The sequence below is a fragment of the Leisingera sp. SA32 genome (genome assembly GCF_056033425.1).
Window position 1 is genome coordinate 63,334 of the sequence record NZ_JBVYHB010000003.1, and the last position, 26,214, is coordinate 89,547.

General features: G+C 63.9%; 24 protein-coding genes. 7 read left to right on the forward strand and 17 right to left on the reverse strand.

Annotated features, from left to right (window positions below):
• Window positions 1-80 precede the first annotated feature (80 nt).
• From AC0IPL_RS05430 to AC0IPL_RS05440, 3 genes are read right to left on the reverse strand one after another with little or no spacing between them, the layout of a single operon-like run.
• On the reverse strand, window positions 81-887 hold the full coding sequence (locus tag AC0IPL_RS05430) for a metal ABC transporter permease (protein WP_474272640.1): 807 nt from the start codon (window positions 885-887) through the stop codon (window positions 81-83).
• Window positions 884-1,642, reverse strand: a complete 759-nt coding sequence (locus AC0IPL_RS05435) for an ATP-binding cassette domain-containing protein (protein WP_474272641.1) — start codon at window positions 1,640-1,642, stop codon at window positions 884-886. The genes AC0IPL_RS05430 and AC0IPL_RS05435 overlap by 4 nt, the downstream gene beginning before the upstream one ends.
• Window positions 1,639-2,121 carry a transcriptional repressor gene (locus AC0IPL_RS05440; protein ID WP_474272642.1) on the reverse strand — a complete coding sequence of 161 codons (483 nt, stop codon included), beginning with the start codon at window positions 2,119-2,121 and terminating at the stop codon, window positions 1,639-1,641. Before AC0IPL_RS05440 ends, AC0IPL_RS05435 begins: the two co-directional genes overlap by 4 nt.
• A gap of 96 nt (window positions 2,122-2,217) precedes the next feature.
• Here AC0IPL_RS05440 and AC0IPL_RS05445 point away from each other — a divergent pair, with 96 nt between their 5' ends.
• Window positions 2,218-3,378, forward strand: coding sequence for a zinc ABC transporter substrate-binding protein (locus AC0IPL_RS05445; protein WP_474272643.1), 1,161 nt, complete (start codon window positions 2,218-2,220; stop codon window positions 3,376-3,378).
• Window positions 3,379-3,419: 41 nt separating this feature from the next.
• Here the strand turns inward: AC0IPL_RS05445 and AC0IPL_RS05450 are convergent, their stop codons facing one another.
• Together AC0IPL_RS05450 and amaB are read right to left on the reverse strand one after the other, a co-directional pair.
• A complete protein-coding gene (locus tag AC0IPL_RS05450; RefSeq protein ID WP_474272644.1) occupies window positions 3,420-4,691 on the reverse strand; it encodes an NAD(P)/FAD-dependent oxidoreductase in 1,272 nt (423 codons plus the stop codon).
• Window positions 4,681-6,183 (reverse strand): L-piperidine-6-carboxylate dehydrogenase, encoded by a 1,503-nt coding sequence (gene amaB / locus AC0IPL_RS05455; protein WP_474272645.1) that lies wholly within the window; start codon window positions 6,181-6,183, stop codon window positions 4,681-4,683. The genes AC0IPL_RS05450 and amaB overlap by 11 nt, the downstream gene beginning before the upstream one ends.
• Window positions 6,184-6,321: 138 nt before the next feature.
• Here amaB and AC0IPL_RS05460 point away from each other — a divergent pair, with 138 nt between their 5' ends.
• The 4 genes from AC0IPL_RS05460 (at window position 6,322) to AC0IPL_RS05475 (ending at window position 10,168) form a co-directional block, all read left to right on the forward strand.
• Entirely contained in the window at window positions 6,322-7,230 is a 909-nt protein-coding gene (locus tag AC0IPL_RS05460) for a LysR substrate-binding domain-containing protein (RefSeq protein ID WP_474272646.1), read from the forward strand.
• A 1-nt stretch (window position 7,231) separates the two neighbouring features.
• The gene (locus tag AC0IPL_RS05465) at window positions 7,232-8,119 is read left to right on the forward strand and encodes a LysR substrate-binding domain-containing protein (RefSeq protein ID WP_474272647.1); all 888 of its coding nucleotides are present in this window, start codon (window positions 7,232-7,234) and stop codon (window positions 8,117-8,119) included.
• 119 nt (window positions 8,120-8,238) lie between these two features.
• Window positions 8,239-9,447: a pyridoxal phosphate-dependent aminotransferase gene (locus AC0IPL_RS05470; RefSeq protein WP_474272648.1), complete on the forward strand. Its 1,209-nt coding sequence runs from the start codon at window positions 8,239-8,241 to the stop codon at window positions 9,445-9,447.
• 394 nt (window positions 9,448-9,841) lie between these two features.
• Entirely contained in the window at window positions 9,842-10,168 is a 327-nt protein-coding gene (locus AC0IPL_RS05475; RefSeq protein ID WP_474272649.1) for a hypothetical protein, read from the forward strand.
• Window positions 10,169-10,192: 24 nt separating this feature from the next.
• Here the strand turns inward: AC0IPL_RS05475 and AC0IPL_RS05480 are convergent, their stop codons facing one another.
• Genes AC0IPL_RS05480 through AC0IPL_RS05505 form a run of 6 tightly spaced genes read right to left on the reverse strand, consistent with a single transcriptional unit; the run spans window position 10,193 to window position 16,005 of the window.
• Complete coding sequence (locus AC0IPL_RS05480; protein WP_474272650.1) at window positions 10,193-10,663, reverse strand: phosphatase domain-containing protein; 471 nt, start codon at window positions 10,661-10,663, stop codon at window positions 10,193-10,195.
• The gene (locus AC0IPL_RS05485; RefSeq protein ID WP_474272651.1) at window positions 10,653-11,219 is read right to left on the reverse strand and encodes a histidine phosphatase family protein; all 567 of its coding nucleotides are present in this window, start codon (window positions 11,217-11,219) and stop codon (window positions 10,653-10,655) included. The genes AC0IPL_RS05480 and AC0IPL_RS05485 overlap by 11 nt, the downstream gene beginning before the upstream one ends.
• Window positions 11,219-12,289: an MBL fold metallo-hydrolase gene (locus AC0IPL_RS05490; protein ID WP_474272652.1), complete on the reverse strand. Its 1,071-nt coding sequence runs from the start codon at window positions 12,287-12,289 to the stop codon at window positions 11,219-11,221. Before AC0IPL_RS05490 ends, AC0IPL_RS05485 begins: the two co-directional genes overlap by 1 nt.
• A gap of 13 nt (window positions 12,290-12,302) precedes the next feature.
• Window positions 12,303-13,346, reverse strand: coding sequence for an ABC transporter ATP-binding protein (locus AC0IPL_RS05495; RefSeq protein ID WP_474272653.1), 1,044 nt, complete (start codon window positions 13,344-13,346; stop codon window positions 12,303-12,305).
• Entirely contained in the window at window positions 13,334-15,040 is a 1,707-nt protein-coding gene (locus AC0IPL_RS05500; RefSeq protein WP_474272654.1) for an ABC transporter permease, read from the reverse strand. The genes AC0IPL_RS05495 and AC0IPL_RS05500 overlap by 13 nt, the downstream gene beginning before the upstream one ends.
• Window positions 15,037-16,005, reverse strand: coding sequence for an ABC transporter substrate-binding protein (locus AC0IPL_RS05505; RefSeq protein WP_474272655.1), 969 nt, complete (start codon window positions 16,003-16,005; stop codon window positions 15,037-15,039). Before AC0IPL_RS05505 ends, AC0IPL_RS05500 begins: the two co-directional genes overlap by 4 nt.
• A 165-nt stretch (window positions 16,006-16,170) precedes the next feature.
• On the opposite strand from AC0IPL_RS05505, the gene AC0IPL_RS05510 reads away from it, so the two are divergent.
• Entirely contained in the window at window positions 16,171-16,965 is a 795-nt protein-coding gene (locus AC0IPL_RS05510) for a DeoR/GlpR family DNA-binding transcription regulator (protein ID WP_474272656.1), read from the forward strand.
• Window positions 16,966-17,094: 129 nt separating this feature from the next.
• Here the strand turns inward: AC0IPL_RS05510 and guaD are convergent, their stop codons facing one another.
• The 5 genes from guaD to xdhA all read right to left on the reverse strand — a co-directional run bounded on the left by guaD (window position 17,095) and on the right by xdhA (window position 24,774).
• Window positions 17,095-18,399 carry a guanine deaminase gene (gene guaD, locus AC0IPL_RS05515; protein ID WP_474272657.1) on the reverse strand — a complete coding sequence of 435 codons (1,305 nt, stop codon included), beginning with the start codon at window positions 18,397-18,399 and terminating at the stop codon, window positions 17,095-17,097.
• Window positions 18,400-18,462: 63 nt separating this feature from the next.
• Window positions 18,463-20,049, reverse strand: a complete 1,587-nt coding sequence (locus tag AC0IPL_RS05520) for a xanthine/uracil/vitamin C permease (protein ID WP_474272658.1) — start codon at window positions 20,047-20,049, stop codon at window positions 18,463-18,465.
• Window positions 20,050-20,082: 33 nt separating this feature from the next.
• Complete coding sequence (xdhC, locus tag AC0IPL_RS05525; protein WP_474272659.1) at window positions 20,083-20,976, reverse strand: xanthine dehydrogenase accessory protein XdhC; 894 nt, start codon at window positions 20,974-20,976, stop codon at window positions 20,083-20,085.
• Window positions 20,977-20,979: 3 nt separating this feature from the next.
• Window positions 20,980-23,298: a xanthine dehydrogenase molybdopterin binding subunit gene (xdhB, locus tag AC0IPL_RS05530; RefSeq protein WP_474272660.1), complete on the reverse strand. Its 2,319-nt coding sequence runs from the start codon at window positions 23,296-23,298 to the stop codon at window positions 20,980-20,982.
• 12 nt (window positions 23,299-23,310) lie between these two features.
• Complete coding sequence (xdhA, locus tag AC0IPL_RS05535) at window positions 23,311-24,774, reverse strand: xanthine dehydrogenase small subunit (protein WP_474272661.1); 1,464 nt, start codon at window positions 24,772-24,774, stop codon at window positions 23,311-23,313.
• Window positions 24,775-24,992: 218 nt separating this feature from the next.
• Between xdhA and AC0IPL_RS05540 the strand changes: the two genes are divergently transcribed.
• Window positions 24,993-25,910 (forward strand): LysR family transcriptional regulator, encoded by a 918-nt coding sequence (locus AC0IPL_RS05540; protein WP_474272662.1) that lies wholly within the window; start codon window positions 24,993-24,995, stop codon window positions 25,908-25,910.
• A gap of 4 nt (window positions 25,911-25,914) precedes the next feature.
• Here the strand turns inward: AC0IPL_RS05540 and AC0IPL_RS05545 are convergent, their stop codons facing one another.
• Window positions 25,915-26,133: a DUF6500 family protein gene (locus AC0IPL_RS05545; protein ID WP_474272663.1), complete on the reverse strand. Its 219-nt coding sequence runs from the start codon at window positions 26,131-26,133 to the stop codon at window positions 25,915-25,917.
• Between the last annotated feature and the right edge of the window lie 81 nt (window positions 26,134-26,214).

Below are 26,214 nucleotides of genomic sequence, written 5' to 3' on the forward strand. Positions count from 1 at the left end.
AAGCCCGGTGTTGGGTATCTTCTCTCTGAGAGGCGGGTGCAGGCGTCCTCGGAAAAGCCTTGGGGATAACACGCTCCTGTTCAGCCGCGGGGACGGAGCAGAAGCCCTCCCAGGCTACAAGCGGCAAAGAAAGCTGCGGCCAGGCAAACGATGCTGGGGCCGGCCGGGGTGTCGAACACAAAGGCCAGCTGCAAGCCACCGGTGGCGGCCAGCATCCCCAACACTGCGGCAACAATGGCCATGCGCTCAGGTGTGCGGGCGAAGGGACGGGCGGCAGCTGCCGGGATCAAAAGCATGGCCGCGATCAGCAAAACCCCCACAACCTTGATGGCGACCGCGACAACCAGCGCCAGCGCCAGCGTTAAAACCATCTGCTCGCGGCGTGGATCGATACCGGCGGCATGAGCAAGGTCGGGGTTCAGCGTTGCGGTCAGCAAGGCCGACCACCGCCACCACAGCAGAAAAAGAACCAATAGGGCGCCGCTCCAGATCACCGCAAGGTCGCCGCGCCCAACGGCAAGAATGTCGCCGAAAAGATAGGCCATCAAATCAATCCGCACCCCGGACAGGAACGACACCGCAACCAGGCCAAAGGCGAGTGAGGAATGCGCCAGCACCCCCAACAACGTGTCCATCGCATAGCCGCGCCCGGCCAAGGCCGACACCGTGGTGGCCATCGCCATCGCCATCGCCAACACCCCGGCGAAGATCGATACGTCAAAACTGAGCGCCAGCGCCACACCCAGGATCGAGGCATGTGCGGTGGCATCGCCGAAATAGGCCATCCGCCGCCAGACCACGAAACACCCCAGCGGCGCCGCAGCAAGCGCCACGCCGATGCCTGCCAAAGCGGCGCGGATCAGGAAATCGTCGAGCAGGTCCGTCATTCTGCGGCCTCTTGCGGTTGGCCATGGGAACAGCCCTGCCCATCGTGGTCGTGACTGTGGTTGTGTTCGTGCCGATACAGCGCCAGCGCACCTTGGGTGCCGGTGCCAAACAGGGCGCGATATTCCGGGGCGGAGGCGACATGCTCCGGCGCGCCCTCGCAGCAGACGTGCCCATTGAGGCACACAACCCGGTCCGAGGCCGCCATCACCACATGTAGCTCGTGACTGACCATCAGCACCGCGCAGCCCAGTTCCTGTCGGACTTTTGCGATGCGCTGGTAGAACGCAGCTGAGCCAGGCTGGTCCAAACCCTGCGTGGCCTCATCCAGGATCAGCAGTTGGGGGTCGCACAACAAAGCGCGCGCCAGCAAGACGCGCTGAAACTGACCGCCGGATAAATCCGACATCTGCCGCGCGGCCAGGTTCTGCGCGCCTGCCTGGTCCAGCGCTTCCTGTGCGCGGCACGCGCTGACCCGCTGCGGCAGGCTGAGAAAGCGGCGCACCGTCAACGGCAGCGTCGGGTCGATATGCAGCTTTTGCGGCACATAACCAATGCGCAAACCCGGCGCCCGCTGCACCGTGCCCGCCGACGCGCGTTGCGCACCGATGATGCTGCGCAGAAGCGTTGATTTGCCCGACCCGTTCGGGCCCACCACGGTTACGATCTCGCCCGGGTCGATTTGCAGGTTTACACGGGACAAAACCGTGTTTCCGCCGTGGCGCACGGACAGGTTTTGCAGGGAAATCAGGCTCATGCGGGGGGAGCCTTCTGGCATTTGGGGCACAAGCCCTCGGCCTCTACCACCGCGCGCTCAATGATGAAGCCCGCGTCGCGAGCGGCTTGTCCCAGCTGCCCCTCGGCGGGTTCGCGCTGGGTTTCGGCAACCGCGTCGCAGGCGCGGCAGATCAAAAAGGACGCAGCGTGGCTTTCGCCCGGATGGGTGCAGGCAATAAAGGCATTCAGCCGCTCGATTTTGTGCGCAAAGCCGTTCTTTACCAGGAAATCCAGTGCCCGATAGGCCACAGGCGGCTGCGACCCCAACCCTTCTTCGCGCAGTTTGTCCAACACCTCGTAGGCGCCGAGCGCCCGGTGCTGCTGCAGCAGGATTTCCAACACCCGTCGCCGCACCGGAGTGAATTGCAGCCCGTTGGTCTGACAAAAGCGATCGACCGTGGCGATGCAGTCGTGGATGCAGCTCTTGTGGTCGTGCGGGGCAAAGCCGATGGGGTCCATGGCGCCAGATCCTTTGGGACAGGTGATTTGCCTCTTGATATGTTATGTTATGACGTTTATCAACTGCGTGATGTTATAAGATTACATGGGGCCGATATGCGGATTGCAGGCAGGAAGAAGATTGGTGCGGCAGCAGTGGCACTGCTGGCGGGGGCAGGCAACTCTTGGGCGGAGGTGCCACAGGTGGCTACCGATATTGCACCGGTGCACGGCTTGGTCGCGCGGGTGATGCAGGGGCTGGGCGACCCGGCGCTGGTTGTGCCTCCGGGTGCCTCGCCGCATGGCTATTCCCTGCGCCCCTCGCAGGCGCGGGCACTGGATCAGGCGGACCTGGTATTCTGGCTCGGCACACCGCTGACCCCCTGGCTGGCTGGCCCGCTGGAGGAGTTGGCCACGGATGCCCATCGCGTTGAGTTGTTGAAAACCGCGGGCACCACGGTGCTGCCCTTCCGCGAAGGCGCGCGGTTCGAAGCCCATGATCATGATGAGCATGACGACGAACATGGCGAAAAGGACCATGGGGACCACGACGACCATGGGCATGGCGATGACCATTCGGATCACGCAGGCCAAGACCATGGCCATGATGACCATGACGGTCACGGGCATGATGACCATGGCCACACCGATCACGACCATGCGGAACACGGCGATGACGGGCACGATCATGAAGAGCACGCTGACCATGGTCACGACGATCAGGGTCACGCGGATCACGAGCATGATGACCATGGTCATGCCCATCACGGTGATGACCCGCATGCCTGGCTGCTGCCGAGCAATGCGCAGGCCTGGCTCGACGTGATCGCGGCGGAACTGTCAGAGGTGGATCCGGAGAATGCAGCCACCTATCGCGCCAATGCGGATGCAGGTAGGCAGGAGATCGCCGCTGCCGTCGAGACTGTTACCCAGCAGTTGGACGCCTTCCGCGATCGGCAGTTCATCGTGTTCCACGACGCCTATCAATACTTTGAGCAGGGCTTTGACCTGTCCGCGGCAGGGGCGATTTCCCTAAGCGATGCAACCAAGCCGAGCCCGGCCCGGCTGGCCGAGGTGCGCGACGTGGTGGCGGAGCTGAACGTGTCCTGTGTCTTCTCGGAACCCCAGTTCAATCCAGGACTGGTGGCCACGGTGCTGGACGGAACCGGTGCTGGCACCGCGGTGCTCGATCCGCTGGGTGCCGGGTTGGAGCCGGGGCCGCAGTTCTACCCGGCACTGCTCAGCCAGTTGGGGACGGCGATCGCCGGATGCAAGTAACACTCTGAGACAGGGGAGCGGGCCGCAGTTGCCCGCTCCTTTTACCGGTTGCCAATCAGGTGGGTCAGCGTGGCACCGGTTTCGTAGTAGGCGCTGCGCAGCCCGGCACAAGGTAGCCTGTGGTCTTGGGTCAGCGGCACGGGCAGAGACGCCGGATCGCCACTCAGCAGCGCGTCAGCCATTGCGGTACCAAACAGGGTGCCAGGACCGATGCCGCGACCGGAATATCCAAAGCAGGCGTAGCCGTCCTTCAGGTCCAGGATCTTCGGCAGGTGTTCGGTGGTCATGGCAATCCGCCCATGCCAGTGATTGCGCAAGGCGATGTCGCCCAGTTCCGGAAAAACAGCCGCCAACTTGCGGCGCAGCCAGCTGCGGTGCAGGGCGCTGCCCACATGATTCAGTGATCCCATGCCGCCGATCACAAGCCGCCCGGCCTGATCCAGCCGCCAGGACGACATCACCAATGCGGTGTCCCAACACCCCTCGCGTCCCGGCAGGATCTGGTCGCGCAGTACAGCCGGAAGCGGGTCGGTCGCGGCCTGGAAATAATGCACCGGAATCAACTGCGGCGCGTCATAGCCGGGAATGGCGCGGGCATAGGCATTCGTTGCCATAATCAGTTGGCGGGCGCGGATCTGGCCGCGCGGCGTGGTCACGCGCCAGCCTCCCGCGTCGCGGCTTAACCCTGTGGCGGGGGTATGGCAGGCCAGCTTCGCGCCGGCCTCGGCGGCGGCGCGGGCCAGGCCGCGGGCATAGGCCATCGGCTGGATGGTTCCTGCGCGCGGGTCGAACAGCGCGCCATGCACCGCCCTGCTGCCGACCCGCGCTTGAGCCTCGCCGCTGTCCAGCAACGTGACCGGCGCGCCGATCGCAGTCAATTGAGCGTGGCGCCGGTGCAGATCCTTCATACCGGACGGAGCATGGGCGCAGTGCAATGTGCCCCGGTGCATCGGCTCGCAGGCGATACGGTGCTTCTCAATTAGCGAAAACACCATGTTCGGGGCCTCGGCCAGCCGCGCCGACAGGCGGTTGCCTGCTTCTGCGCCCAGGTGGGCGTTGATGTCCTCGGGCGGCAGCCAGAGGCCGGCGTTGACCAGCCCTACGTTGCGGCCGGACCCACCGCTGCCGATCTCACCAGCTTCGATCAGCTGCACCGACGCGCCCCGTTCGGCCGCCCGCAGCGCCGCCGCGCAGCCCGTATAGCCACCGCCGATCACCGCCAGATCGACCGTGACCTCCCCGGACAGGTCCGGGAAGGATGGGGTTTCCTGACAGGTTTGTTGCCACAGGCAGGATGCCAGATCAGATGTCAAACGTGATCCCCTGAGCAAGCGGCAGCGCGCGTGAATAATTCACCGTGTTGGTCTGCCGACGCATGTAACCTTTCCAGGCGTCGGAGCCGCTTTCACGTCCGCCGCCGGTTTCCTTTTCGCCCCCAAAGGCGCCGCCGATTTCAGCGCCGGAAGGACCGATGTTCACATTGGCAATACCGCAGTCCGAGCCCGCTGCCGAGAGGAAAAATTCGCATTCGCGCACATCGGTCGAGAAGATGCAGGACGATAATCCCTGGGGGACTTCGTTCTGCATTTCAATGGCTTGCTCCAGATCTTTGTATTTCACAACGTAGAGGATCGGCGCAAAGGTCTCCGTGTGCACGATAGCACTCTGCGCAGGCATCTCGACGATCGCCGGATGGGCATAAGCCGCATCGCTGTGGCTCTGTGCGAGCGCCTGTCCGCCGCCATGGATGGTGCCGCCTTCGGACTTGGCCTGCTCCAGCGCGCTTGTCATCGTGTCGAGCGCGGCGCGGTCGATCAGCGGGCCGACCAGAGTGCCGTCTGCCAGCGGGTCGCCGATCGGCAGGCCCTCGTAGGCCTTGATCAGTCGCGGGATCAGCGCGTCGTAGATGTCTTCATGCACGATCAGGCGGCGCAGAGAGGTGCAGCGCTGACCCGCGGTGCCCACGGCAGAGAACACGATGGCGCGCAGGGCCATTTCCAGATCAGCCGAGGGGGCGACGATCATCGCGTTGTTGCCACCAAGTTCCAGAATGGTGCGGCCCAGACGGCGCGACATGTCAGCGGCGACCGCCTTGCCCATCGGCACAGACCCGGTGGCAGAAATGATGGCAACATCATCAGAGGCCGTCAACACCTGGCCCAGATCGCGTTCGCCGATCAGCACCTGGATCAGCCCCTCCGGCGCGTCGTCGCCAAAGGTCGCCATGGCGCGGTCGCAGATCTTCTGCACTGCCAGCGCGGTGAGCGGCGTCTTTTCCGACGGTTTCCAGATCACCGGATCACCGCAGACCAGCGCCAGGGCCGCATTCCAGCACCACGGCGCCACGGGAAAGTTGAAAGCGGTGATGATGCCGCAGGTGCCCATCGGGTGCCAGCTTTCGCGCATCGCGTGGCCGGGGCGCTCCGACGCGATGGTCAGACCATAGAGCTGGCGCGACAGGCCGACGGCAAAGTCGCAGATGTCGATCATCTCCTGCACTTCGCCCAGACCCTCCTGATAGATCTTGCCGCATTCCAGGGTGACCAGTCGGCCCAGGTTTTCCTTTTCCCGGCGCAGCTCGTCGCCCAGCAGGCGCACCAATTCGCCGCGGCGTGGGGCGGGCACCGCGCGCCAGGATTTAAAGGCGGTCTTGGCGGCGGCGATGCGGGTTTCTGCGTCCGCCACGCTGTGCATCTTCAACCGGGCGATTTCACTGCCATCCACCGGCGTTGTCACGGAAAGATGCCCGCCGGTGAGTTCACTTTCGGTCAGGCCAGCAGCGGCGAGGATTTGGGAATGGGACATGGTGTGTTCCTTGTGATGCGAAGGCGTGTCATGAGGAAAAATCAGGTGGCGTCTTTCGCTCAGCTTTGCCAAACATAGCTATGATATAGAAATTGCACCGGTCGCGCGGGATTGCTAATGAAAGTAAATCCTGACCTCATGAGTTCTTATCATATGATCGCGCCGCGTCGCTTCCTGCCGTCCATCCCTTCTCTGCTGGCGCTGGAGGCGGTGGACAGGCTGGGCAGTGCTTCCGCCGCGGCGGAGGATTTGTCGCTGACCCAAAGTGCGATCAGCCGTCAGTTGAAACAGCTGGAGGAGCAGATGGGCGTGGACCTGATTGCCCGCGACCAGATGCGCATGCAGTTGACACCCGCGGGTGCAGGTTTCGCGCGGGAGGCGCGGGCAATCCTCACACGGCTGGCGCAAGCTTCGGTCAAATTGCGCGCCAATCCGGACGGGGGCAGTCTGACCTTATCGATCCTGCCGTCCTTTGGACTGCACTGGCTGGCGCCGCGACTGCGAGATTTTGCCGCGCTGCATCCGGGTATCACCGTCAACCTGCACACCCACAACCTGCCGTTTCAATTTGATGCGGGCAGCGCCCAGGCGGCGATCCACTACGGCGTGCGGGACTGGCCGGGCGTCGCCTATATGCCTTTGATGCCAAAGCATGTGTTGCCGGTCTGCGCGCCGGGGCTGATGGCAAAGTCGGCGGACAGCGCTGCGGCGCTGCTTGACTATCCGCTCCTGCATCTGGAAACCCACCCCGACTGCTGGGAGCAGTGGTTCCGGCTGCACGACGTTGCAGCACCCAAGCTGAAGGGCATGTTGTTCGACCAGTCCTCGGCGATGACGCAGGCGGCTGTGCATGGGCTGGGGGTGGCCCTGCTGCCGAATTTCCTGGCCGAGAACGAAATTACCCAAGGTCGGCTGATGCTGGCGATGCAGGGCGCGGCTGTTCGCCTGGGGGAGTATTTCCTGGTGTGGCCCGCCGAACATGCAGAGGATTACCCGCTGATCAAGTTTCGCGAGTGGCTGACTACGCAATTAGAACAGGAGGTTTGAGATGCGGCTCCCGAGCTTGACACATCTGCGCTGTTTCGAAAGCGCGGCCCGCCATCAAAGCTTTACCGCCGCCGCCGAGGAGCTGGGCCTGACCCAGAGCGCGGTCAGCAAGAAGGTCAAGGAGCTGGAGGCGGACCTCGGCTTTGACCTGTTCCAGCGCGTAGGGCGCGGTGTGGTGCTGACGGCGGCTGGGCAGGGGCTGTCCGCAGATCTGGAGTTGGATCTGGCCGGCCTGCGCGCCACCCTGCAAAAGGCGGCCGCCGCAGGGGCGGGGCGCTCGGCGCTACGGTTGGCGGTGTTGCCCGGCTTTGCGAACCATTGGCTGATCCCGCGGCTTCCGGATTTCTTTGATCGCCATCCAGAGATCGAGCTGAGTTTTTCCACCCGGTTGGAGCCCTTTGATTTCGCGCGTGAAAACTTTGACCTTGCGGTACATTTCGGGTTCGACAACTGGCCGGGCACCCAGATGACGCCGCTGTTTGGCGAGGAAATGGTACCGGTCTGCGCCCCCGGTTTCCACGCGGCCCATCAGCTGCGGCAGGCTGGAAACCTGGCGGCTGTACCGCTGCTGCATCTGGACAGCCGCGCAGGCGCCTGGGCCGAGTGGTTTGAACGCGCGGGTCTCGACGGGCCGCCGCGACAGGACGGGCGCTACTTCGATCAGCATTCCATGGTGATTGCCGCGGCAGCGGCCGGATTGGGTGCGGCGATCGTACCCTATGACATGGTCGCGCGTGACATCGCCGCTGGCACGTTGCTGCGCATTGACGGCCCCGCCCTGGTGTCGCGTAAGCGGTACTTTCTGGTTCGGCCACACGGGCCGCTGCCGGAGGCCGCGCAAAAGCTCGACGGCTGGATACGCAGGCAACTGCGCCTCAGCGCCCGGTGACGCCATCCGCTAGGCGGTATGAGGAAACGGAATGGGTGCTGTCCCAAACAGCAGCTGTTTCAGGCGCCTCTGCCGTTTCATGCTGAGGGCGCCATCCATCCAGCAGGGAGCCTTCGTTCATGGCCCAATTCCGCCGCGCCCGCCGTCTTGACCCAATCGGGGTTTCCGAAATTCTGACCATCGGTGCCCGCGCGGCCAAGATGAAGCGTCAGGGCGCGCCGGTCATCATCCTGGGCGCGGGAGAGCCGGACTTTGACACGCCGGACCACATCAAGACCGCTGCGGCGGACGCGATGCAGGCGGGCGAGACGAAATATACCGCTCTTGGCGGCTCGGACGCGATGAAGCGGGCGATCCAGGAGAAGTTCAAACGTGACAATGGATTGGACTATGATCTGGACCAGATCATCGCCGGTACCGGCGCCAAGGAGATCCTGTTTGATGCCTTCATGGCCAGTCTCGATCCAGGCGATGAGGTCATCATTCCGACACCGTACTGGACCTCTTATGCCGACATCATCCGCATTGCGGGCGGCGAGCCGGTTTTGGTCCCCTGCGGCAGTGACGTCGGCTTCCGCCTGTCGGCGGCGCAGCTGGACGCGGCGATCACGCCGCGCACCCGCTGGCTGCTGCTGAATTCACCTTCGAATCCGGCAGGTGCGGGCTATGGCGCGGCGGACTATCGGCCGTTGCTCGATGTCTTGTTGCGCCACCCGGATGTCTGGCTGATGGCTGACGACATGTATGAGCATATCACCTATGACGGGTTCGATTTTGTCACCCCCGCCCAATTGGAGCCGCGGCTGAAAGACCGGGTGCTGACCGTCAATGGGGTCTCCAAGGCCTACGCGATGACCGGATGGCGGCTGGGCTATGCCGGTGGCCCGCGCGACCTGATCGCGGCGATGAAAGTGGTGCAGTCGCAGTCGACATCGCATCCTTCATCGATCAGTCAGGCGGCTGCGGTGGCAGCTTTGACCGGTCCGCAGAACGTGCTGGCGGAACGCCGTGCCAGCTTTGAGGCACGGCGGGATCTGGTGGTGGAGGCGCTGAACGGCATGGAGGGCATTAGCTGCCCGGTGCCGCAAGGCGCATTTTATACCTTTGCCAATTGTGCAGGCGTTCTGGGCAGACGCACGCCGGAAGGGACGGTTCTGGAAACCGATGTGGATTTCTGTGCCTATCTGCTGGAACAGCACTATGTGGCGGTGGTGCCGGGGCGGGCCTTTGGCATATCGCCCTATTTTCGGATTTCTTATGCCACCTCGCAGGCTGAGCTTCGGCAGGCGTTGGAGCGGATTGAAACCGCTGTGGCGGCGCTGGTCTGAACCCGAACGGTTCTGCATGGGCGTCAGCACACTCGGCCGCGTGTCGGAGGTGACGGATATTACTGGGCCTGATACGCTGGGCGTGCGGTCATATAAGACATAGATGCCTATGCGGTATTCGGTTGTGGCGCACACGGAAGTGCAGACGCGGGTCAGATTCTCTAACGGGTCGGTTATTGGTGTCGTGGCCGAATTTGTTGATCCCGCCTGCCGGAGCGGTGCATGCAATCAGCGGCACCAGCGCAGTGGCCTGGGTAAGCTGGTTCCCGGTGATATCCATCACGCTGCCGACGACCAGCAATAGCCCGATGATGATCGCGTAACGGTTGTTCGAAAGCCTCAGCACCGTGCCGGAAAATTGCTGCGGGCCGCGATGCTAACGTTGGGGGATGTCATGTTGCTGGTCTCCGCCAGCGGCGACGTAAATGCCATAATCGGCGCACCGGAAATTAACGCCGGTTTCGGCGCTACGACACTTTGCATCACCCGGCCCGGAACCCGGTTTGCCGCGGCCTGCACGGTGCCCATTTGGCTGGACATGCCCACGGATCGCGACATCCACAAACCTAACGCCGCGCGTTATATGCAAATGATCGTAGTGGAGGCGCTGACAATGGCGGCGGCGCGGGTGTTGGTAGAGACCACGGAATACCTGCGCCGCATCCACGCGTCTCTCATGGCCTACCACGGTGGCACTGGGCCGCCGCCGCCGGGCGGCTAAGCCCGACTTCTGCGGGCGTTCAGCTCAGAATGCGCCGGGGGCGCATTGCAGACAGACCAGCCCCTCGCTGCGCCAGAAATCGACGACGCAGGCGCGGTCGTCGAACACGATCCAGGGGTCGAACCCGTCGAGCCGCATCTGTTGCAGCAGATCCCGTTTCACCTCCGGGTCGCTCAGCCCGTCGGCGTCGCCGGGGCGCAGGTAGATGCCGTCATAGGGCAGGTCGTTTGCATGCAGCCAGGCCACGGTCTGCGCGACCCAGCCTGCAGGGCGGCCAGAGCACATGACGATCTGTTCGCCACCGGCTTTCAGCTGACGAAGCACGCGCGCCACCGGCGCGATCACCGCGGTTTCGGCCATGGCATCGTGGAAGGCGTCCCAATGTTTTTGCGGCCCATGGACCAGCGGACCCACCCGCTGGGCGTCGAATTCTGCCAGCGTGCCGTCGATATCGAATACGGCACAGGGGCGGCGCGCTGGCGTGTCAAAGCTCATCTATAACTTCCTCATGGGTCAGGGGGGCGCCACCGGGCAAGGGGCGGTAAAGGATAGGGCGCGCATTGGGCGCGCGGGCGCCGGTGCCGGGTTGGCCGGTCAGCAGCCGGGCGGCGCGAATAACGCCGGAGTGGCAGACGATCACCGGCAGCGCCGGTCCGGCCTGCTGGACGCAGGTGGTGAGTGCGGAATGGACGCGCAGGATCATGTCGCGCCAGCCTTCCCCGTCTTGTGGTGTGTCCGTACGCGGGGGCAGGTCGGGCAGGGGGCGGCCTTCGAATTGGCCCCAGTCACGTTCCCGCAGCCCGTCCAGCGAAACTGCGACATGCTGCGGAAATCCCAGGTGGGCGGTGTCGCGCGCCCGTGTCATCGGGCTGGTGAACAAGGTCAGTGGATGGGACCAGTTCAGTTCCGCCAGCGCACGGGCCTGGCGGCGGCCCGTGTCTGTCAGCGCCACGTCCAGGCGGCCAGCGATAATGCTGTCGCGGTTGGCCGTGGTCTCGCCGTGGCGGATCAGGCAGAACCGGCGCGGCGGCAGCGCGGGCAGACCCTTCATCACAGCGCCACCGTTTCATGCAGGAACACTTGTGCATCAAAACCGGGCTCCAGCAGGTAATCCTCTGGCAGGGTGCAAAACGCGGGCGCGAAACGCCGTGCGCCGAGGCGGCGGATCATGGTGATCTGATCCGGCAGCGGTGGATGCACGTTCCATCGACAAAAATGGCCGCCCTCGACGGCCTCGATGCCGCGGGCATGGGCGGTCATGTGGCCGGTAAAGATCACATGCGCGTCGCGTCCCAGCCGACCGCTCTCGCGCCAGGCGCGCACATAGGCCCAGGCCGCGCCGCCATCTGCGTTGGGGGTATCGCAGATCAGAAAGCGGGCCGCGTCCAGCGGGCCGCGCTCCAGAAGCGGCGCAATCTCTTGCGCGCCGGGAGCAACCCCGCCGGAGGTCAGTGCCGCGCGCAAGGCGGTGGCGCATTCCGGGTCCAGCAGCACCGCTTCGGGGCCAAAGCGGCGCATCAGATGCAAAGCCAGCTCGCCCGCCCGGCCCGAGGGCGGCACCGGCAGCAGGATCTGCCCCGGCAGGCTGTCGATCAGTGCGTCCAGCTCGGCCAGCCGCTGGGCCTGCGGCACCGGGTTCAGATGGTAGGAACAGTCGATAATCGCGGTCTGCGCAGGCGGCGGCGTGTCAAAGGCGAACCAGCTGGATTCCTCTGACCAGTCGCCGGAATAGAACAGCCCGCCGCCGAGATCGAAGTGGAACCACACGCCGCCAAGCGCATGGCCGTTGCGCCCGGTGGTCAGGCGCACGCCGTCCAGCAGGGTTTCGCCCTGTTCCGGGAGCTCATGCACCTGCGCCGAGGGCGGCAGCGCCTGGGCGGTGCGGCGGGTGGCGTGGATCGGCAGGCCTGCCTCTACTGCGTAGGCCGCGCCGCCGATGTGGTCGACATGGTCATGGGTGACAAAGACCGCGTCGACTCCCTCCAGCCAGGTTGGGTCAAACTTGGCGTTGGCCTCGGGGCCAAATCCACAGTCCAGCAGCCAGCGCTGGTGTCTGGTGTCCAGCCGCATCGCGGCTGGCCCTTTGTCTCCGATGCCGGAGAGAACGGTGATGGTGCTCATTTGTCTTTCCAGGTCAGGCGGCCGCAAAGGCCCAGGGGGAGGTCAGCGTCAATCCGATCTGGCTGCCGGGCGCGTACCGGTTGCTGCTTTGGGCCACCAGCGCATCGCCGCTCGTGGCCACCAGGTCCAGCCGGTAGCGCCCCCCCAGATAGGTGACACGCTCGACCCGCGCGCGGATATCGCCGGTTTCGGCGATGGCGAGGTTTTCGGGCCTGAGGCAGGCTAGTGTCGGGCTGGGGCTGTCGGTTTCCACCGGCAGACGGGTGCCCAGCAGGCTGGCTTCGCAGCCGGCGCCGTCACGGCTGGCGCCTGTCAGCGGCACCACTGTGCCGTCGCCGATGAACTCGGCGACGAAGCGGCTGCGCGGTCGGGCATACAGCGCCTCCGGCGTGTCGAGCTGGACCATCCGGCCCTCGTTCATCACGGCGATGCGGTCAGCCATCGCCATCGCTTCGCCTTGATCATGGGTGACATAGACCATCGTCGCGCCGGTGCGCTGGTGGAAGTCGCAGAAGACGTCCTGCATCGAGGCGCGCAGGGCCACGTCCAGATTGGCCAGCGGCTCATCCAGCAGCACCGCGGTGGGGTCAGAGACCAGACAGCGCGCCAGCGCCACCCGTTGTCGCTGGCCGCCCGACAGGTCTGATGGCATCCGGTCGGCATAGGCGTGCAGTGCAGTGGCCTCCAGCGCGGCGTCAATGCGGGTGTCGCGCTGTGCCTTTGATAGTTTGCGGATCTCCAGCGGGTAGCCAATGTTGCGTCGCACGCTCATATGGGGCCACAGCGCGTAAGACTGGAACACGAAACCGATGTTGCGGTTTTCGGGTGCCACGTGGCGACCGGTCGCGGCATCGGCCACCTCCTGCGCGCCGATGCGGATGCTGCCCTGGGTCGGCTGCTCAAACCCGGCCAGCAGCCGCAACAGGGTGGACTTGCCGCAGCCCGAGGGGCCGAGCAGGGCGAGAAACTCGCCGTCTTGCACCGTAGTGGTGACGGATTGCAGCGCCGGGGTCTTGTCAAAATGCTTGGCGAGTCCGGTGAGGGTCAGCTCTGCCATGGGACAACTCCTTTGGGCAGGTGGCGGGAGGTCAGCTGGATCACCGCCATCAGGAACATGACAACCAGCACGATGGTCATGGCCACAGCCGAAGCCATCACCGTCTCGCCGCTGTCGTCGAGGTTGAAGATCACCACGCCCAGCGTTTCGGTTCCCGAAGACCACAGGAGCGCCGAGACGGTGAGTTCATTGAAGGCGGTGAGGAACACCAGAATCGCGCCTGCCGCGGCGGCGGGGGCCGAGAGCGGCAGAATGATGTCCCGCAACCGCCGCCACAGCGGCGCACCGGCAGCGCGTGCGGCCTCGTCCATGGCGGGATCCAGTTGCCGCAGGCTGGATTGCACCGGGCGGAACATCACCGCAAGGAAGCGCGCGAGATAGGCCAGAAAGATGATCCAGATCGTGCCGTAGAGCGTGGCATCGGTGAAGGGCAGGTTGATCAGAAGAAGGATCATGGCAATCGCCAGCACCACACCGGGCAGCGCATAAGGCAGGTCCAACAAACTGTCGAAAACCTGCCCCACACGGGTTTTGTGCCGCTCCATCAGCCAGGCCAGCGGCAGGCACAGGGCCATCAACAGAACCGCCGCACCGGTCGACAGCAGGAAGGAGTTCGCAAAGGCGCGACGAGTAGCGGGCTGGCGCAACAGTGCCTCGTGCCAAGCGTCCAGCGACAGGGTGTCCAGCCGCAGCGGGACACCATAGGCGGGCACCAGAGAGGTCGCCAGCAGCCCCGCCATCGGCAGCACTAGGATTGCGGCGATCACCAGCCACAGGGTCATTTCGACTGGCAGCCGGGCGCGGCCCAGCGGGATCATCAGCGCGCGGCCGCCGCTGCCGGTCAGATGCAGCCGTTGGCGGCGCTGGAAGAACCGCTGCAGCAGGATGCCCGCGATGGCGACGGCGCCGATCAGCATAGCCAGCACCGCAACCTCGGCCAGCACCGCGGTGCCTAGTCCCGCCAGCCGCTGGTAGATCAGTGTCGGCAGGGTGGCATAGCCCGCCGGAATGCCCAGCATGGCGGGGATGCCGAAATTGCCAAGGGCTGTGACAAAGGTGATCGCGATGCCCCCCAGCAGGCTGGGCAGGGTCAGCGGCAGCACCACCTGCCACCAGATCCGCAGCCCGCGGGCGCCGGAAATGCGGGCGGCCTCCACCGCGTCCTGCGGGATCGCGCGCAGCCCGGCGCGCAGGGTCAGAAAGATGATCGAAGTATGCTGGATGCCTAGGAGCAGGATGATGCCGCCGGGGGAATACAGGGGCTGCGGCGCGCCAAGGGGCGGTGCCAGACCCAGCGTTTTCAGGAAGACCGACGACGGTCCCATCACCTGGGTCCAGGACAGGGCGGTGATCTGCGGCGGGATCATCATCGGGATCATCAGGCAGAACACCAGCGCCGCCTTGCGCCGCAGGTCGGTGAGCGCCACCAGGAAGGCAAAGACGCCGCCGATCAGGACCGATATCACGGTCCCGAGGCCCGCCGTCACCAGTGAATGCCACAGCGCCGCGCGGGTCGCGGGTTTCGCCAGCACGTCTGCCAGAAAGCCGGGGTTGAGGCTTCCGCCAGCAGTCAGCCCTTCGTGAAACAACCGCGCAACCGGCGCCAGCGTGACCAGAATGGCCAGCCCCAGAACCAGCGTCAGCAGCCGGTCCTCGGACCGGCTGCTGCAGGGGTATGTGAGCGTCCGTGTCATTCCGCGCCAAAGAGATCAGCGAATTTTGCCTTGTTGCTGTCGGCGGCCTGCAATGCCGTGGCCGGGTCGAAGGACATCAGTTTGATCTCTTCGCGTGCCGGGAAACCCTCGGGGACGCCCATGCCATTGCGGGCCGGGATATAGCCCATGTCCAGCACCAGTTTCTGGCCTTGCTGCGACAGCACGAAGTCGACGAACTTCTGAGCCGCATCGACATTCTTGGCGGTCTCCAGAATGGCTACGGGTTCAGTCACGTAGGATACGCCTTCCTCGGGGAAGACAAATTCCACCGGTGAGCCGTCGGCCTTGTTGCGGATCGCGAGGAAGTCGACCACGACGCCATAGGGTTTCTCGCCCGAGGCAACCGCCTTGAAGGTGCCGCCGTTGCCGCCTTGTGCGCGCGCCTCGTTGGCGGCCAGATCGCCGTAGTAATCCCAGCCCAGTTTTTCGTCACCCGTCAGGGTCGCCAAATGGATCAGCGCGGCGCCGGAATAGAGCGGCGATGGCATCGCCAGCTGGCCTTTCAATGCCGGATCCGCCAAGTCTCCCCAGGAAGTGGGCTGGCTGGCGGCACCGGTGTTGTAGACGATGCCGGTGGTGATGAGCTTGGTCGAATGATAATAACCGTCAGCACTGTAAAGCGCCGGATCATAGGCCTGCGCCTCGGGCGACTGATAGGCTTTCAGGTGGCCTGCCTGGGCCATGCCTTCCAGCGTCACAGTGTCGGCGATCAGCAGGACGTCGGGCTGCGGGCTGCCGGCTTCGATCTCAGCGGTCAGGCGGGCCATCAGCTTGGTGGTGCCATCGCGCACCCAGTCGACCTCGATGCCGGGGTGGGCGGCCATGAAGGCGTCGACGGTCTTTTGCGCATCCGCGTTGGGCTGCGACGTGTAAAGGGTCAGGGTGTCAGCAAAGGACGCCGTGGTGGCGAGGGCCAGGGTGGCGGCGGACAGAAGGGTTTTCATCCGAAATCTCCGGTTTTGGCTTTCGTTCGAAAGTTATCGCGCCGCCGTTATTTCCGAAGTCTGAAACCGTTTTGTGACGATTTTCCAACAATATTATTAACTTGCCCTGTCGATCTGGCGCTTGCTAGGACACGGCGCGGCGTGCCCATTTTCAAAGGAAAACCGATGCGCAAGGAGGACATGACACGGCGGCGCGATGCGATTATCGCGCTTTTGTGCGAGGTAGGAGAGCTGTCTGCTGCAGCGCTGGCCGCGCGTCTGGGTGTGTCGGTGCAGACCATTCGCAGCGATCTGCGGCAGCTGGACGAGGCCACGCTGGTGCAGCGGCGCAGCGGCGTTGTGCGATTGCGCCAACCATCGGAGAACATCGGCTATGCGCCCAGAGCCAGCTTGGCGCGGGCGGAAAAGCAGCAGATTGCCATAGCGGTGCGTGACTTGGTCCCGAATGGCGCCCGGCTGGCGCTTGGCACCGGTTCCACGGTCGAGACCTGCGCGCGGATGCTGGCGGCCAGCCGCGCGGGGCTGTTCGTGGCCACCAACAGCCTTCACGCGGTCATCGCCCTGCAAGGTGCCAGAGACGTCCGGGTTATGCTGGCCGGCGGTGCGGTGCGGCTCCGCGACCTTGATGTGATCGGGGCCGCTTCCGAGAGCTTTTTTGACGGGGTGCTGGCCGATATCGCGGTCTTTAGCTGTGGCGGGCTGTCATCGTGTGGCGAGGTGCTGGATTACAACGCGGAGGAAATCGCTGCCCGTAGAGCGGTTGTGGCCTGCGCCCGCCGCAAGGTGCTGGTGATGGAGGCCGCCAAACTGGGCCGCGATCTGCCTTTCAGCAAACACCATGTGTGGGAGTACGACGTGGTAGTCACCGGTGCCGATCTGCCGCAGCATTTGCAATCGCGCTGCGCCGCCGCTGACTGTCTGGTGATCCGAGTTTCCGACTCCAAGGCATCCCCAGTCTAGCTGACGAGGCCAGCTCCGCACCGCGAGATGCCTTGAGCCGCCCTCGGGGGCATCGTATTGCGCGGAATCATGATTATGGTATGTCTCTGATTCTGCGGCGATCGGATGCTTCGGTACGGGACACTGAGGTCACGCGGCGCCTTTTACGGGCTGTCCCGCCACGTAGGTCTGTGCGATTGCGCGGTCATCGCCCAGCATCTGTAGCACGAACAGCTCTTGCGACAGGGTTTCGGCGCGCTGCATGCGCAGATCCATCGCCGGTGTGGCGCGGGCGTCCAACACCACGATGTCGGCCTCGGTCCCGGCCGCGAGCGTGCCAATCCGATCGGCCAGCCCCAAGGCCAGCGCGTTGCCACGGGTGATCCAGTGAAAGGCGCGCAATGGGTGCAGCGGCTGGTTCTGCAATTGCAGAACCTTGTAGCCCTCGTTCAGGGTTTGCAGCATGGAGTAGCTGGTGCCAGCGCCGATATCGGTGGCAATGGCATTGGTGATACCGCGTGCGCGCAACCCAGCGTCATCAAAAAGACCGCTCCCCAGGAACAGGTTCGAGGTCGGGCAGAACACGGGCTTGGCACCGGTTTCAGCCAGCGCATCGATCTCGCGTGGCTTCAGGTGGATCGAATGGCCCAGCAGCATCTTTTCGGTCAGCAGCCCGTGCGACTGGTAGACGTCCAGATAGTCGCGCGCCTGTGGGTACAGCTCGGCAGTATAGGCGATCTCGTCATGGTTCTCCGATAGATGCGTCTGTACGTAGCAATCGCGATGCTCTTGCACCAGCGCGCCCGCCATCTCCATCTGCGCCGGGGTGGAGGTGATGGCGAACCGCGGTGTAATCGCATAGAGCCCGCGACCGCGGCCGTGGTATTTCGCAATCAGCGCCTTGGTGTCGTCATAACCGCTGACAGGTGTGTCCAGCAGACCGTCGGGGGCGTTGCGGTCCATCATCACCTTGCCGCCGATCATCCGCATGTTGCGCGCGGCGGCGGCGTCGAAGTAGGCCTCGGCCGAGGCCTTGTGGACGGAACAATAGGCGACGGCGGTGGTGGTGCCATGGGCGGTCAGCAGATCCATAAACCGCCCGGCCATTTCGGCGCTGTGGCCTTCATCGGCAAAGCGGGTCTCTTCGGGGAAGGTATAGGTGTTCAGCCAGTCCAGCAGCTGCGCGCCCCAGCTGGCAATCACCTGCACCTGCGGGAAGTGCAGATGGGTATCGATGAAGCCGGCCATCAGCAAATGCGGGCGGTGGTCGATCACCTCTGCCGCCGGAGCTTGCCGGGAGAGATCGCCGTAGCTGCCCTTCGCCAGGATCATGCCATCTGCGACCAGCAGCGCGCCGTCTTCGATGTAATCATAGGCGCCGGTGTCCTGCGGGTCCTGCGGTTCGTCGCAAAAATCCAGCACCCGTCCGCGCAACAGCGTCTGTTTCGTAGTCATATGTCTGATGTCCTTGGGTTTCAGACAGGGGGCACACGGCCCCCCGTCCCTTGTCATCTGGGGTTATTCGCCTGCGGGAAGATGCGGCACATGGGGCTGGCTGTCGTCCGGTTCCTGCGCTTCAGCCTTGTGGAAAAGCGGGTAGATGAACAGGAACCCGGCCGCGATCAGATAGCCAAGTGCGATGCCGCTGAACGCTGGCCAATGCAGGCTGGCGGAGTGGATCACCCCGACCAGCGACATCATTGCCGCCGCAAGCGCGAAGCCGCCCGCATTGCGGAAATCACCGTCGATCACACTGGCAACAATGGCTCCCCAGATCAGCCCGGTCAGAATGGCACCTTGGCTCAGCGCCAGATGACCCTCGTAATGCGCGCCTTGTTGCAACAGCGCGGCGGTGAGCTCCGGATCGCCCAGTTGGGCCATGCCGGTGGCGCCCAATGCGCCCAGTGCACCGGCCATCGCGCCCCATTTCACCATCAGGAAGGCCGAGACATGCGGCATCATCGCAATGGTCACTGCGGCGATATGGTCAGTCTTTACCGAATGCGCGGTATTGGTCACCAGGCTGAGTGCCACGAACACAAGCACTGGCGCGGCCGCTGCCACGGGGATCAGGTTGTTGAGAAACGCCAGCAGGCCACAGAAGGCGGCAAAGGGGATCACCAGGCCGACGCCGATGATGTAACCCGAGCGTGCGCCCATGCGCTTATAGGCCGGGTGGCCAATATAAGCGGTGGTCGGAAAGGGCGAGCCAAAGACCGCACCGATCATGGTGCCGACGCCATCCGTTACCTGGCACAGTCCGACCGGGTAGTGATCGCCCGCTGCCTCGGCGCTTTCGACGTTGTTCATGGTTTCGATGAAGTTGTAGATCTGCACCGGCACCAGAACCAGGAACAGCTCCGGGTTGGCGAACAGGTGTTGGATGCCCGCGATCAGGTCACCGAAGTAGGGGATCGGCAAATAGACGCCGACGCCGTCGAAGGAGACCGAGGCCTCGCCCATGCCGAGCGCAACAACGGTGCCGACAATCAGCGCCAAAAGGCCCGCGGGAATGTTGAACGGAAGACGGTGGCGGCCGACCAGCCCCCACAGGATGATGATCATCGAGGCAAAGCCGACGAACGGGTTCTCAAAAATCGTTGCCAGCGGCACAGTGCCGATGAACACCAGAGCGATGCCGCACAGCGTGCCGAGCATACCCGCACGCGGGGTCACGCGCTTGAGCCAGGGACCGACGATGGCGCCCATCGCGGCGACGATGCCGCCCATGAAGCCCGCACCGATGCCCACCTGCCAAGCCAGCATCGCGTCATTGGTGGACCAATAGATCGGCCCGATTACGCCGAACAGGTAGACGAACATCACCGGAGTCGAGATACCATAGGGCAGCGCGGTCACGTCGCGGCCCTGCTTCTCGGCCACACGTTTGGCCAGCCAGGTATAAACCGCGATTCCGGCGAGAATTGCCACTGCGGCGCCGGGCACGATGCGGCCGAACACGATCTCAGCCGGCATGTTGAAGACAAACTGACAGATGCCCGAAAGGACGATCAGGTTGATTAGATTGTCGGTGAACAGCGCCCAGAATGCACTGAAGTCATTCCGCGCGAACAGTTTGTACGTATAGCTCCGCCCTGTGGTCATGGCGGCCTCCTCCTGTCAAAGAGGACGCAGTCCTTAGCGGCTGATTTCCTCAGCCGTGTTTCCCTCTGCGTCCGGTTGGCTGCCCGAATGGGGCAGGTCAATGCTCCGTGTTGGAGCGGACGCGGCAGGTTCATAGGTCAGATCAGCGATCACCTCTGCGGCCACGAAGGCCGCGATGACGCTGGGCCGCTTGTCGCGGCTACCGCTTGCCCCAATGGGGCAGATGAGACGGTCGGTTGCCAGACCGTCGCAATGGTCCCGGCACCAGCGGCGGAACTTCTCCCGCTTGGTGGCCGATCCGATCAGGCCGACATAAGCCGCATCGCCGCGCTGCAGGGCAGCGGAGGTCAGCAGGAAGTCGAGCGCATGATCGTGGGTGAGGACGACAAAGGCGCTGCCCGCCGGGGCAGTGGCGATGTCGATCTCGGGAATGGCGCTTTGGCGGATCTCCACATCAGCGTTGCACAGGGCCAGTTCTTCGGCGCGCTGGTCGATCAGGATGCAGCGCACCGGCAGGTGCTGGAACAGATCCGCCAGCGCGCGGCCAACGTGGCCTGCGCCCATCACGTAGACGTGCGGCAGGGCGGCCTGCGCCGCCTGCTCCTCGGCGAGGGCGCAGTCGCGGTCGGCCTGGCGCATCTGCGCCAGCGTCAGTTCCACCCGTCCGCCGCAGCACTGGCCAATTTCCGGCCCCAACGGCACATCCAGAGTGTCGCTGATCACATGAGTTTTCAGCATCTTCCGGGCGTGGTCGATGGCGATGTATTCCAGCTGGCCGCCGCCGATCGTGCCCCACAGACCCTCTGGTGCCACATACATGCAGGTGCCCGCCTCGCGCGGGGAGGATCCCCGAACGCGGCTCAGGCAGACCTGCACCACATGTTTGTGGCTGGCCAGAAAATCTTGAAGGGTGGCGCGGCGGCGCATGGTTCAGCCCTGCCCCTTGAGGGTTTCGATCGCCATCAGCACGCGCTCGGGCGTGGCGGGCGCGTCAAGGCGCGGGCATATCTTGTAATCCGCAGTGCTGGCCACGGCCATCGACAGCGCCTCGAATACCGAGATTCCCAGCATGAAGGGTGGCTCTCCCACGGCCTTGGACCGTTTGATCGTGCGCTCCTTGTTGACCGACCACTCGGCAAGCTGGGTGTTGAAGATGCGCGGCCGATCAGAGGCCAGCGGGATTTTGTAGGTCGAAGGTGCATGGGTGCGCAGGCGGCCTTCCTTGTCCCACCACAGCTCTTCTGTGGTCAGCCAGCCCATGCCCTGAATGAACGCGCCTTCCACCTGGCCCTTGTCCAGGATCGGGTTCAGCGAGCGGCCCACGTCATGCAGGATGTCGGTGCGCTCGACCTGGTATTCGCCGGTCAGCGTGTCAATCGACACCTCTGAACATGCGGCGCCGTAGGCGTAATAGAAGAATGGCCGCCCCTTGCCCGCTGCGCGGTCCCAGTGAATCTTGGGCGTCTTGTAAAAGCCCGCCGCCGACAGGTGCACGCGGGCCATGTAGGCCTCTTTCACCAGCGCATCAAAGCTCACAACCTCCGTGCCGATGCGCACGCGGTTTGGCAGAAATTCGACCTCTGCCTCGGACACGCCCCATTTTTCAGCCGCGAACTTGGTCAGCCGGGCAATGATCTGCTCCGCTGCGTCCAACGCCGCCATGCCGTTGAGGTCCGACCCCGAGGACGCCGCGGTGGCCGAGGTGTTGGGAACCTTCTCGGTGGTGGTCTTGGTGATCTTGATGCGTTCGAAATCCACCTGAAAGGCATCGGCAACCACTTGCGCCACCTTGGTGTTGAGGCCCTGCCCCATCTCGGTGCCGCCGTGGTTCAGGTGGATCGAGCCGTCATTGTAGACGTGGATCAGGGAACCCGCCTGGTTGTACCAGGTCGCCGTGAAGGAGATGCCGAATTTGACGGGGGTCAGGGCAATGCCCTTCTTGATGATCCGAGATTGCTCATTGAAGGCGATGATCTCTTCGCGGCGTTTGCGATACTCGGAGCTTTCCTCAAGCTCGCCGATCAGCCGGTCGAGAATGTTGTCCTCCACCTTCTGGTGATACGGTGTGAGATCGCGACCGTCTTCGCCATAGAAGTTGGCCTTGCGCACGTCCAAGGGGTCCTTGCCCAGGGCATAGGCGATCTCTTCGATCATCCGCTCCGCGACGATCACCCCCTGCGGCCCGCCAAAGCCGCGGAAGGCGGTGTTGGAGACGGTGTTGGTCTTCATCGGACGGCTTTTCAGCAGCACATTGGGGTAGAAATAGGCGTTGTCGGCGTGGAACAGCGCGCGGTCGGTCACTGGCCCGGACAGATCCGAGGAATACCCGCAGCGCGCGGCAAAGCCGCCTTCGACCGCCTGGATGCGCCCCTCGGTGTCAAAAGCAACATCGTAATCCACCACGAAATCGTGGCGCTTGCCGGTGGCGGTCATGTCCTGATCGCGGTCGGGGCGGATCTTGACCGGGCGGTTCAGCTTTTTCGCGGCAATGGCAGCCACCGCGCAGAACAGGTTCATCTGGCTTTCCTTGCCGCCAAAGCCGCCGCCCATGCGGCGCACGTTGACGGTGACGGCGTTGTTCGCCACGCCCAGAACATGCGCCACCATATGCTGCGCTTCGCTGGGGTGCTGGGTGGAACAGTGCACAATCACATCCTCATCTTCGCCGGGGAGGGCAAAGGCGATGTGGCCTTCCAGATACATGTGATCCTGGCCGCCGATGGTCATCTGCGCCTGAATGCGATGAGCGGCATCTTTGCGGCCTGCCTCGACGTCGCCGCGTTGCAGTGTCAGCGGATCGGTGACCATCGGATAGCCCGCGTCCTGCGCCTGCACCGGGTCCAGCGCGTGCGGCAGCACCGCATAGTCCACTTGCGCCAGCTCCGCGGCTCGACGGGCGGCATCGCGGGTCTCGGCAATCACTGCAAACAGCGGCTGGCCGTGAAATTCGACCTTCTTGGTCGGGAACACCGGCTCGTCTTTCTTGCCGGTAGGGCTGATGTCATTGACGCCTGGGATATCCTCGGCGGTCAGCACGTCGACCACGCCGGGGGCGGAGCGCACGGCCGATAGGTCCATCTGGCGCAGGTCTGCATGGGCCACGGTAGACACACCCAAATAGGCGTGCAGCGTACCGATGGGCTCTGCGATGTCGTCGGTGTATTCGGCGCGGCCAGTGACGTGCTTGATGGCGCTGTCGTGCTGGCGATCCTGAGACACGGCGCCGCTGATGGTCTGATGGTCTTTCATCGTAAGGTCTCCTCAGGCGACGGCCAGCCGGACGGCGCCGGGCTTGTCCGCATCGTGTTCCAGAAAGAAGCGGCGCAAGAGGTTGCTGGCGCTCAGGCTTCGGTACTCGGCAGAGGCGCGCCAGTCGCTCAAGGGGGTGAAATCCTGTTTCACCGCTTCTGCTGCCGCGTCAAATGCGGCCTCGCCCCAAGGCTGACCCACCAGCGCGGCTTCGGTGCGCGCTGCACGTTTGGGAGTGGCCGCCATGCCACCGAACGCAATTCGGGCTGAAGTAATGACGCCATCGGCCACAGTGACGCTGATGCCCGCCGCAACCGAGGAAATATCCTCGTCCCGCCGTTTGGAGATTTTGTAGGCGGCGTCGATCTGCCCCGCAGCCGCGCGCGGAATGCGGATGCTGGCAACGAAATCGCCGGGCTCGCGGTCCTGCTTACCGTAGTCGATGAAGAACTCCTCCAGCCCCAGCGTGCGGCTGCCGCCCTGTTTCTGCAAGGTAACCTCGGCCCCCAATGCGATCAGCACGGGCGGCGTGTCGCCGATAGGCGAGCCATTGGCGATGTTGCCGCCGATCGTGCCCATGTTGCGCACCTGCCAGCCGGCAATGCGGTCCCAGTAATCGCCTAGATGCGGGAACGCTTCGCGGATCGCCGTCTCGCTTTCCGTATAGGTGACGCCGGCGCCCATGGTCAGCGCGTCGTCCGTCAGTTCAATCGTTTTGAGGTCTTTTAGGTGAGAGACAAACACCACCGGTGAGATCGGCTTCATGAACTTGGTCACCCAGAGACCGACATCTGTGGACCCAGCAACGATGGTTGCCTTGGGGTTCTGCGCAAGCACCTCGGCCAGATCGGTCACATCCAGCGGCAGGATGGCGCGGTCGTCCTCGGGACCGGTGACGACGCGGGTCTTGGGCTCGATTGCTTTCAGCTGTGCCGTCAGCGCCGCACGCTCGGTGTTGAGGTAGTCGTTGGCGGGGGTGCCGTATTGGTTCACCGCAAGTGCTGCCTTCACGATCGGCTCGTAGCCGGTGCAACGGCAGAGGTTGCCCTGCACGGCGGTTTCGACCTGTGCTTCAGATGGCTGAGGGGTTTGCATCCACAGCGCGTAAAGCGACATCACGAAGCCGGGGGTGCAGAAGCCGCACTGGCTGCCGTGGTAGTCGACCATCGCCTGTTGCACCGGGTGCAGTCGGCCCTTGGGGCCGGAGAGGTGCTCGACCGTGATCACGTGGCAGCCGTTCAGCGAGGCGAGGAAACGGATGCAGGCATTGACCGTTTCAAACCGCAGCGCGCCGTCCTGAAGGCGGCCCACCAGCACGGTGCAGGCGCCGCAATCGCCCTCGGCGCAGCCTTCCTTGGTGCCGGTCAGCCGCTGCTCCAGCCGCAGGAAATCCAACAGGGTCGTGGTCGCCTTCGCGTCCTTGACCGTAACCTCCCGCCCGTTCAGCACTAGGCGAATGTCGTTTTGATGTTCCATCTGGCCTCCAAGTCGTCGCTAGACAGCATGTTCTGCGTTGCTGTATTTTTACACTTTTCGACTGCCTCGGTTAACGGCTGCATTCGCGAAAAGCTTTCAACACCCTGTTGAAAATGTTTAGGCTAAAGCCTGTCGGAACAGGCTGTATCAGCGGCGCCGATCACGCAACGCAGCTTTCCCGTTCCGCCCGTGAAAGGCTCCGTAAAGGACTGTCATCAATGTCTTATCTCGAATCTCTGCGCGTTTTTGTCCGGGTCGTCGAACTCGGCAGTATCACCTCTGGGGGACGGGATCTGCGGCTGACGCCCGCAGTCGCCAGCAAGCGGATCAAGGAGCTGGAGAAACATCTGGGCGTTCGGCTGTTCAATCGTACCACACGATCGCTGACCCCAACAGAGGTCGGCCAGCTGTTTTACATCGAAGCCAAGAAGGTGCTCGAATCAATCGAGGACGCGGAAACGGTCGTGTCGCACTTCTCCGAAGCGCCACGCGGGGTGATCCGTGTGACGGCGCCCCTGGGCGTGGGCCGCCGTATCATCGCGCCTTTGGTCCCCGGCTTCGCCGAGACCTACCCCGCCACTGAAATCCGCATGCGCATGTCAGACCGCAAGGTGGACATCCTGGCGGATGGTCTTGATGTGGCGTTTTTCATCGGCACGCCGCATGATTCCACCCTGAAGATGCGTAAGATCGCCGATTGCACCCGCGTGCTATGTGCGGCGCCGAACTATCTGGAACGGCACGGCACGCCGCAGACACCCGACGATCTGCTGAGCGGCCATAACTGTCTGTTGCTGCGATATCCGCGGTCGCCGGAATACTACTGGACGCTGTCCACGGCGGACGGTCCGCGAAAGTTGGAGGTCGCTGGGCGTTTTGATGCCGATGACAGTGACGTGCTGACCGCCTGGGCGCTGGACGGGCACGGCATCGTCAACAAGCCGCGGTTCGATGTGGCCCAGCATCTGCGCAGCGGCGCGCTGGTCGAGATCCTGGCCGACACCCCGCCGGAGCCAACAGTGTTCGGCTGTCTCTATCCGCACCGCAAACTGCAAGATCCGAAAGTGCGCCTGTTCGTTGATTACGCGGTGAAACACGGGCTGGCCGCCTTCCGCCGGATCGAGTCCGGGCAGTAGCGCGTTACGCGCCGAACTGGATCATCTCGCGGATTTTCCGGGCTTTTTCAAAATGGTCCAGCTTATGCGTCATGATCCACCATGTTGCCGCTTCCATCAGCAGGTCCGGGTCATCGTTCCTGTTGCGAAAGAACGCATAGAACGACAGGCCAACGCCCTCGCCCTTTTGCGCGATTTTCTTTTCACAGATAGCAAGTGCAGTCTCTCGGAGGCTTTGTCGCATGGCGGTCCTGTTGGCATCGAAGTCTATTTGGGCGGATGCGGGCGGTTTAAGCGAGCGGCCCGGCCCGCGCCATGCAAAAAT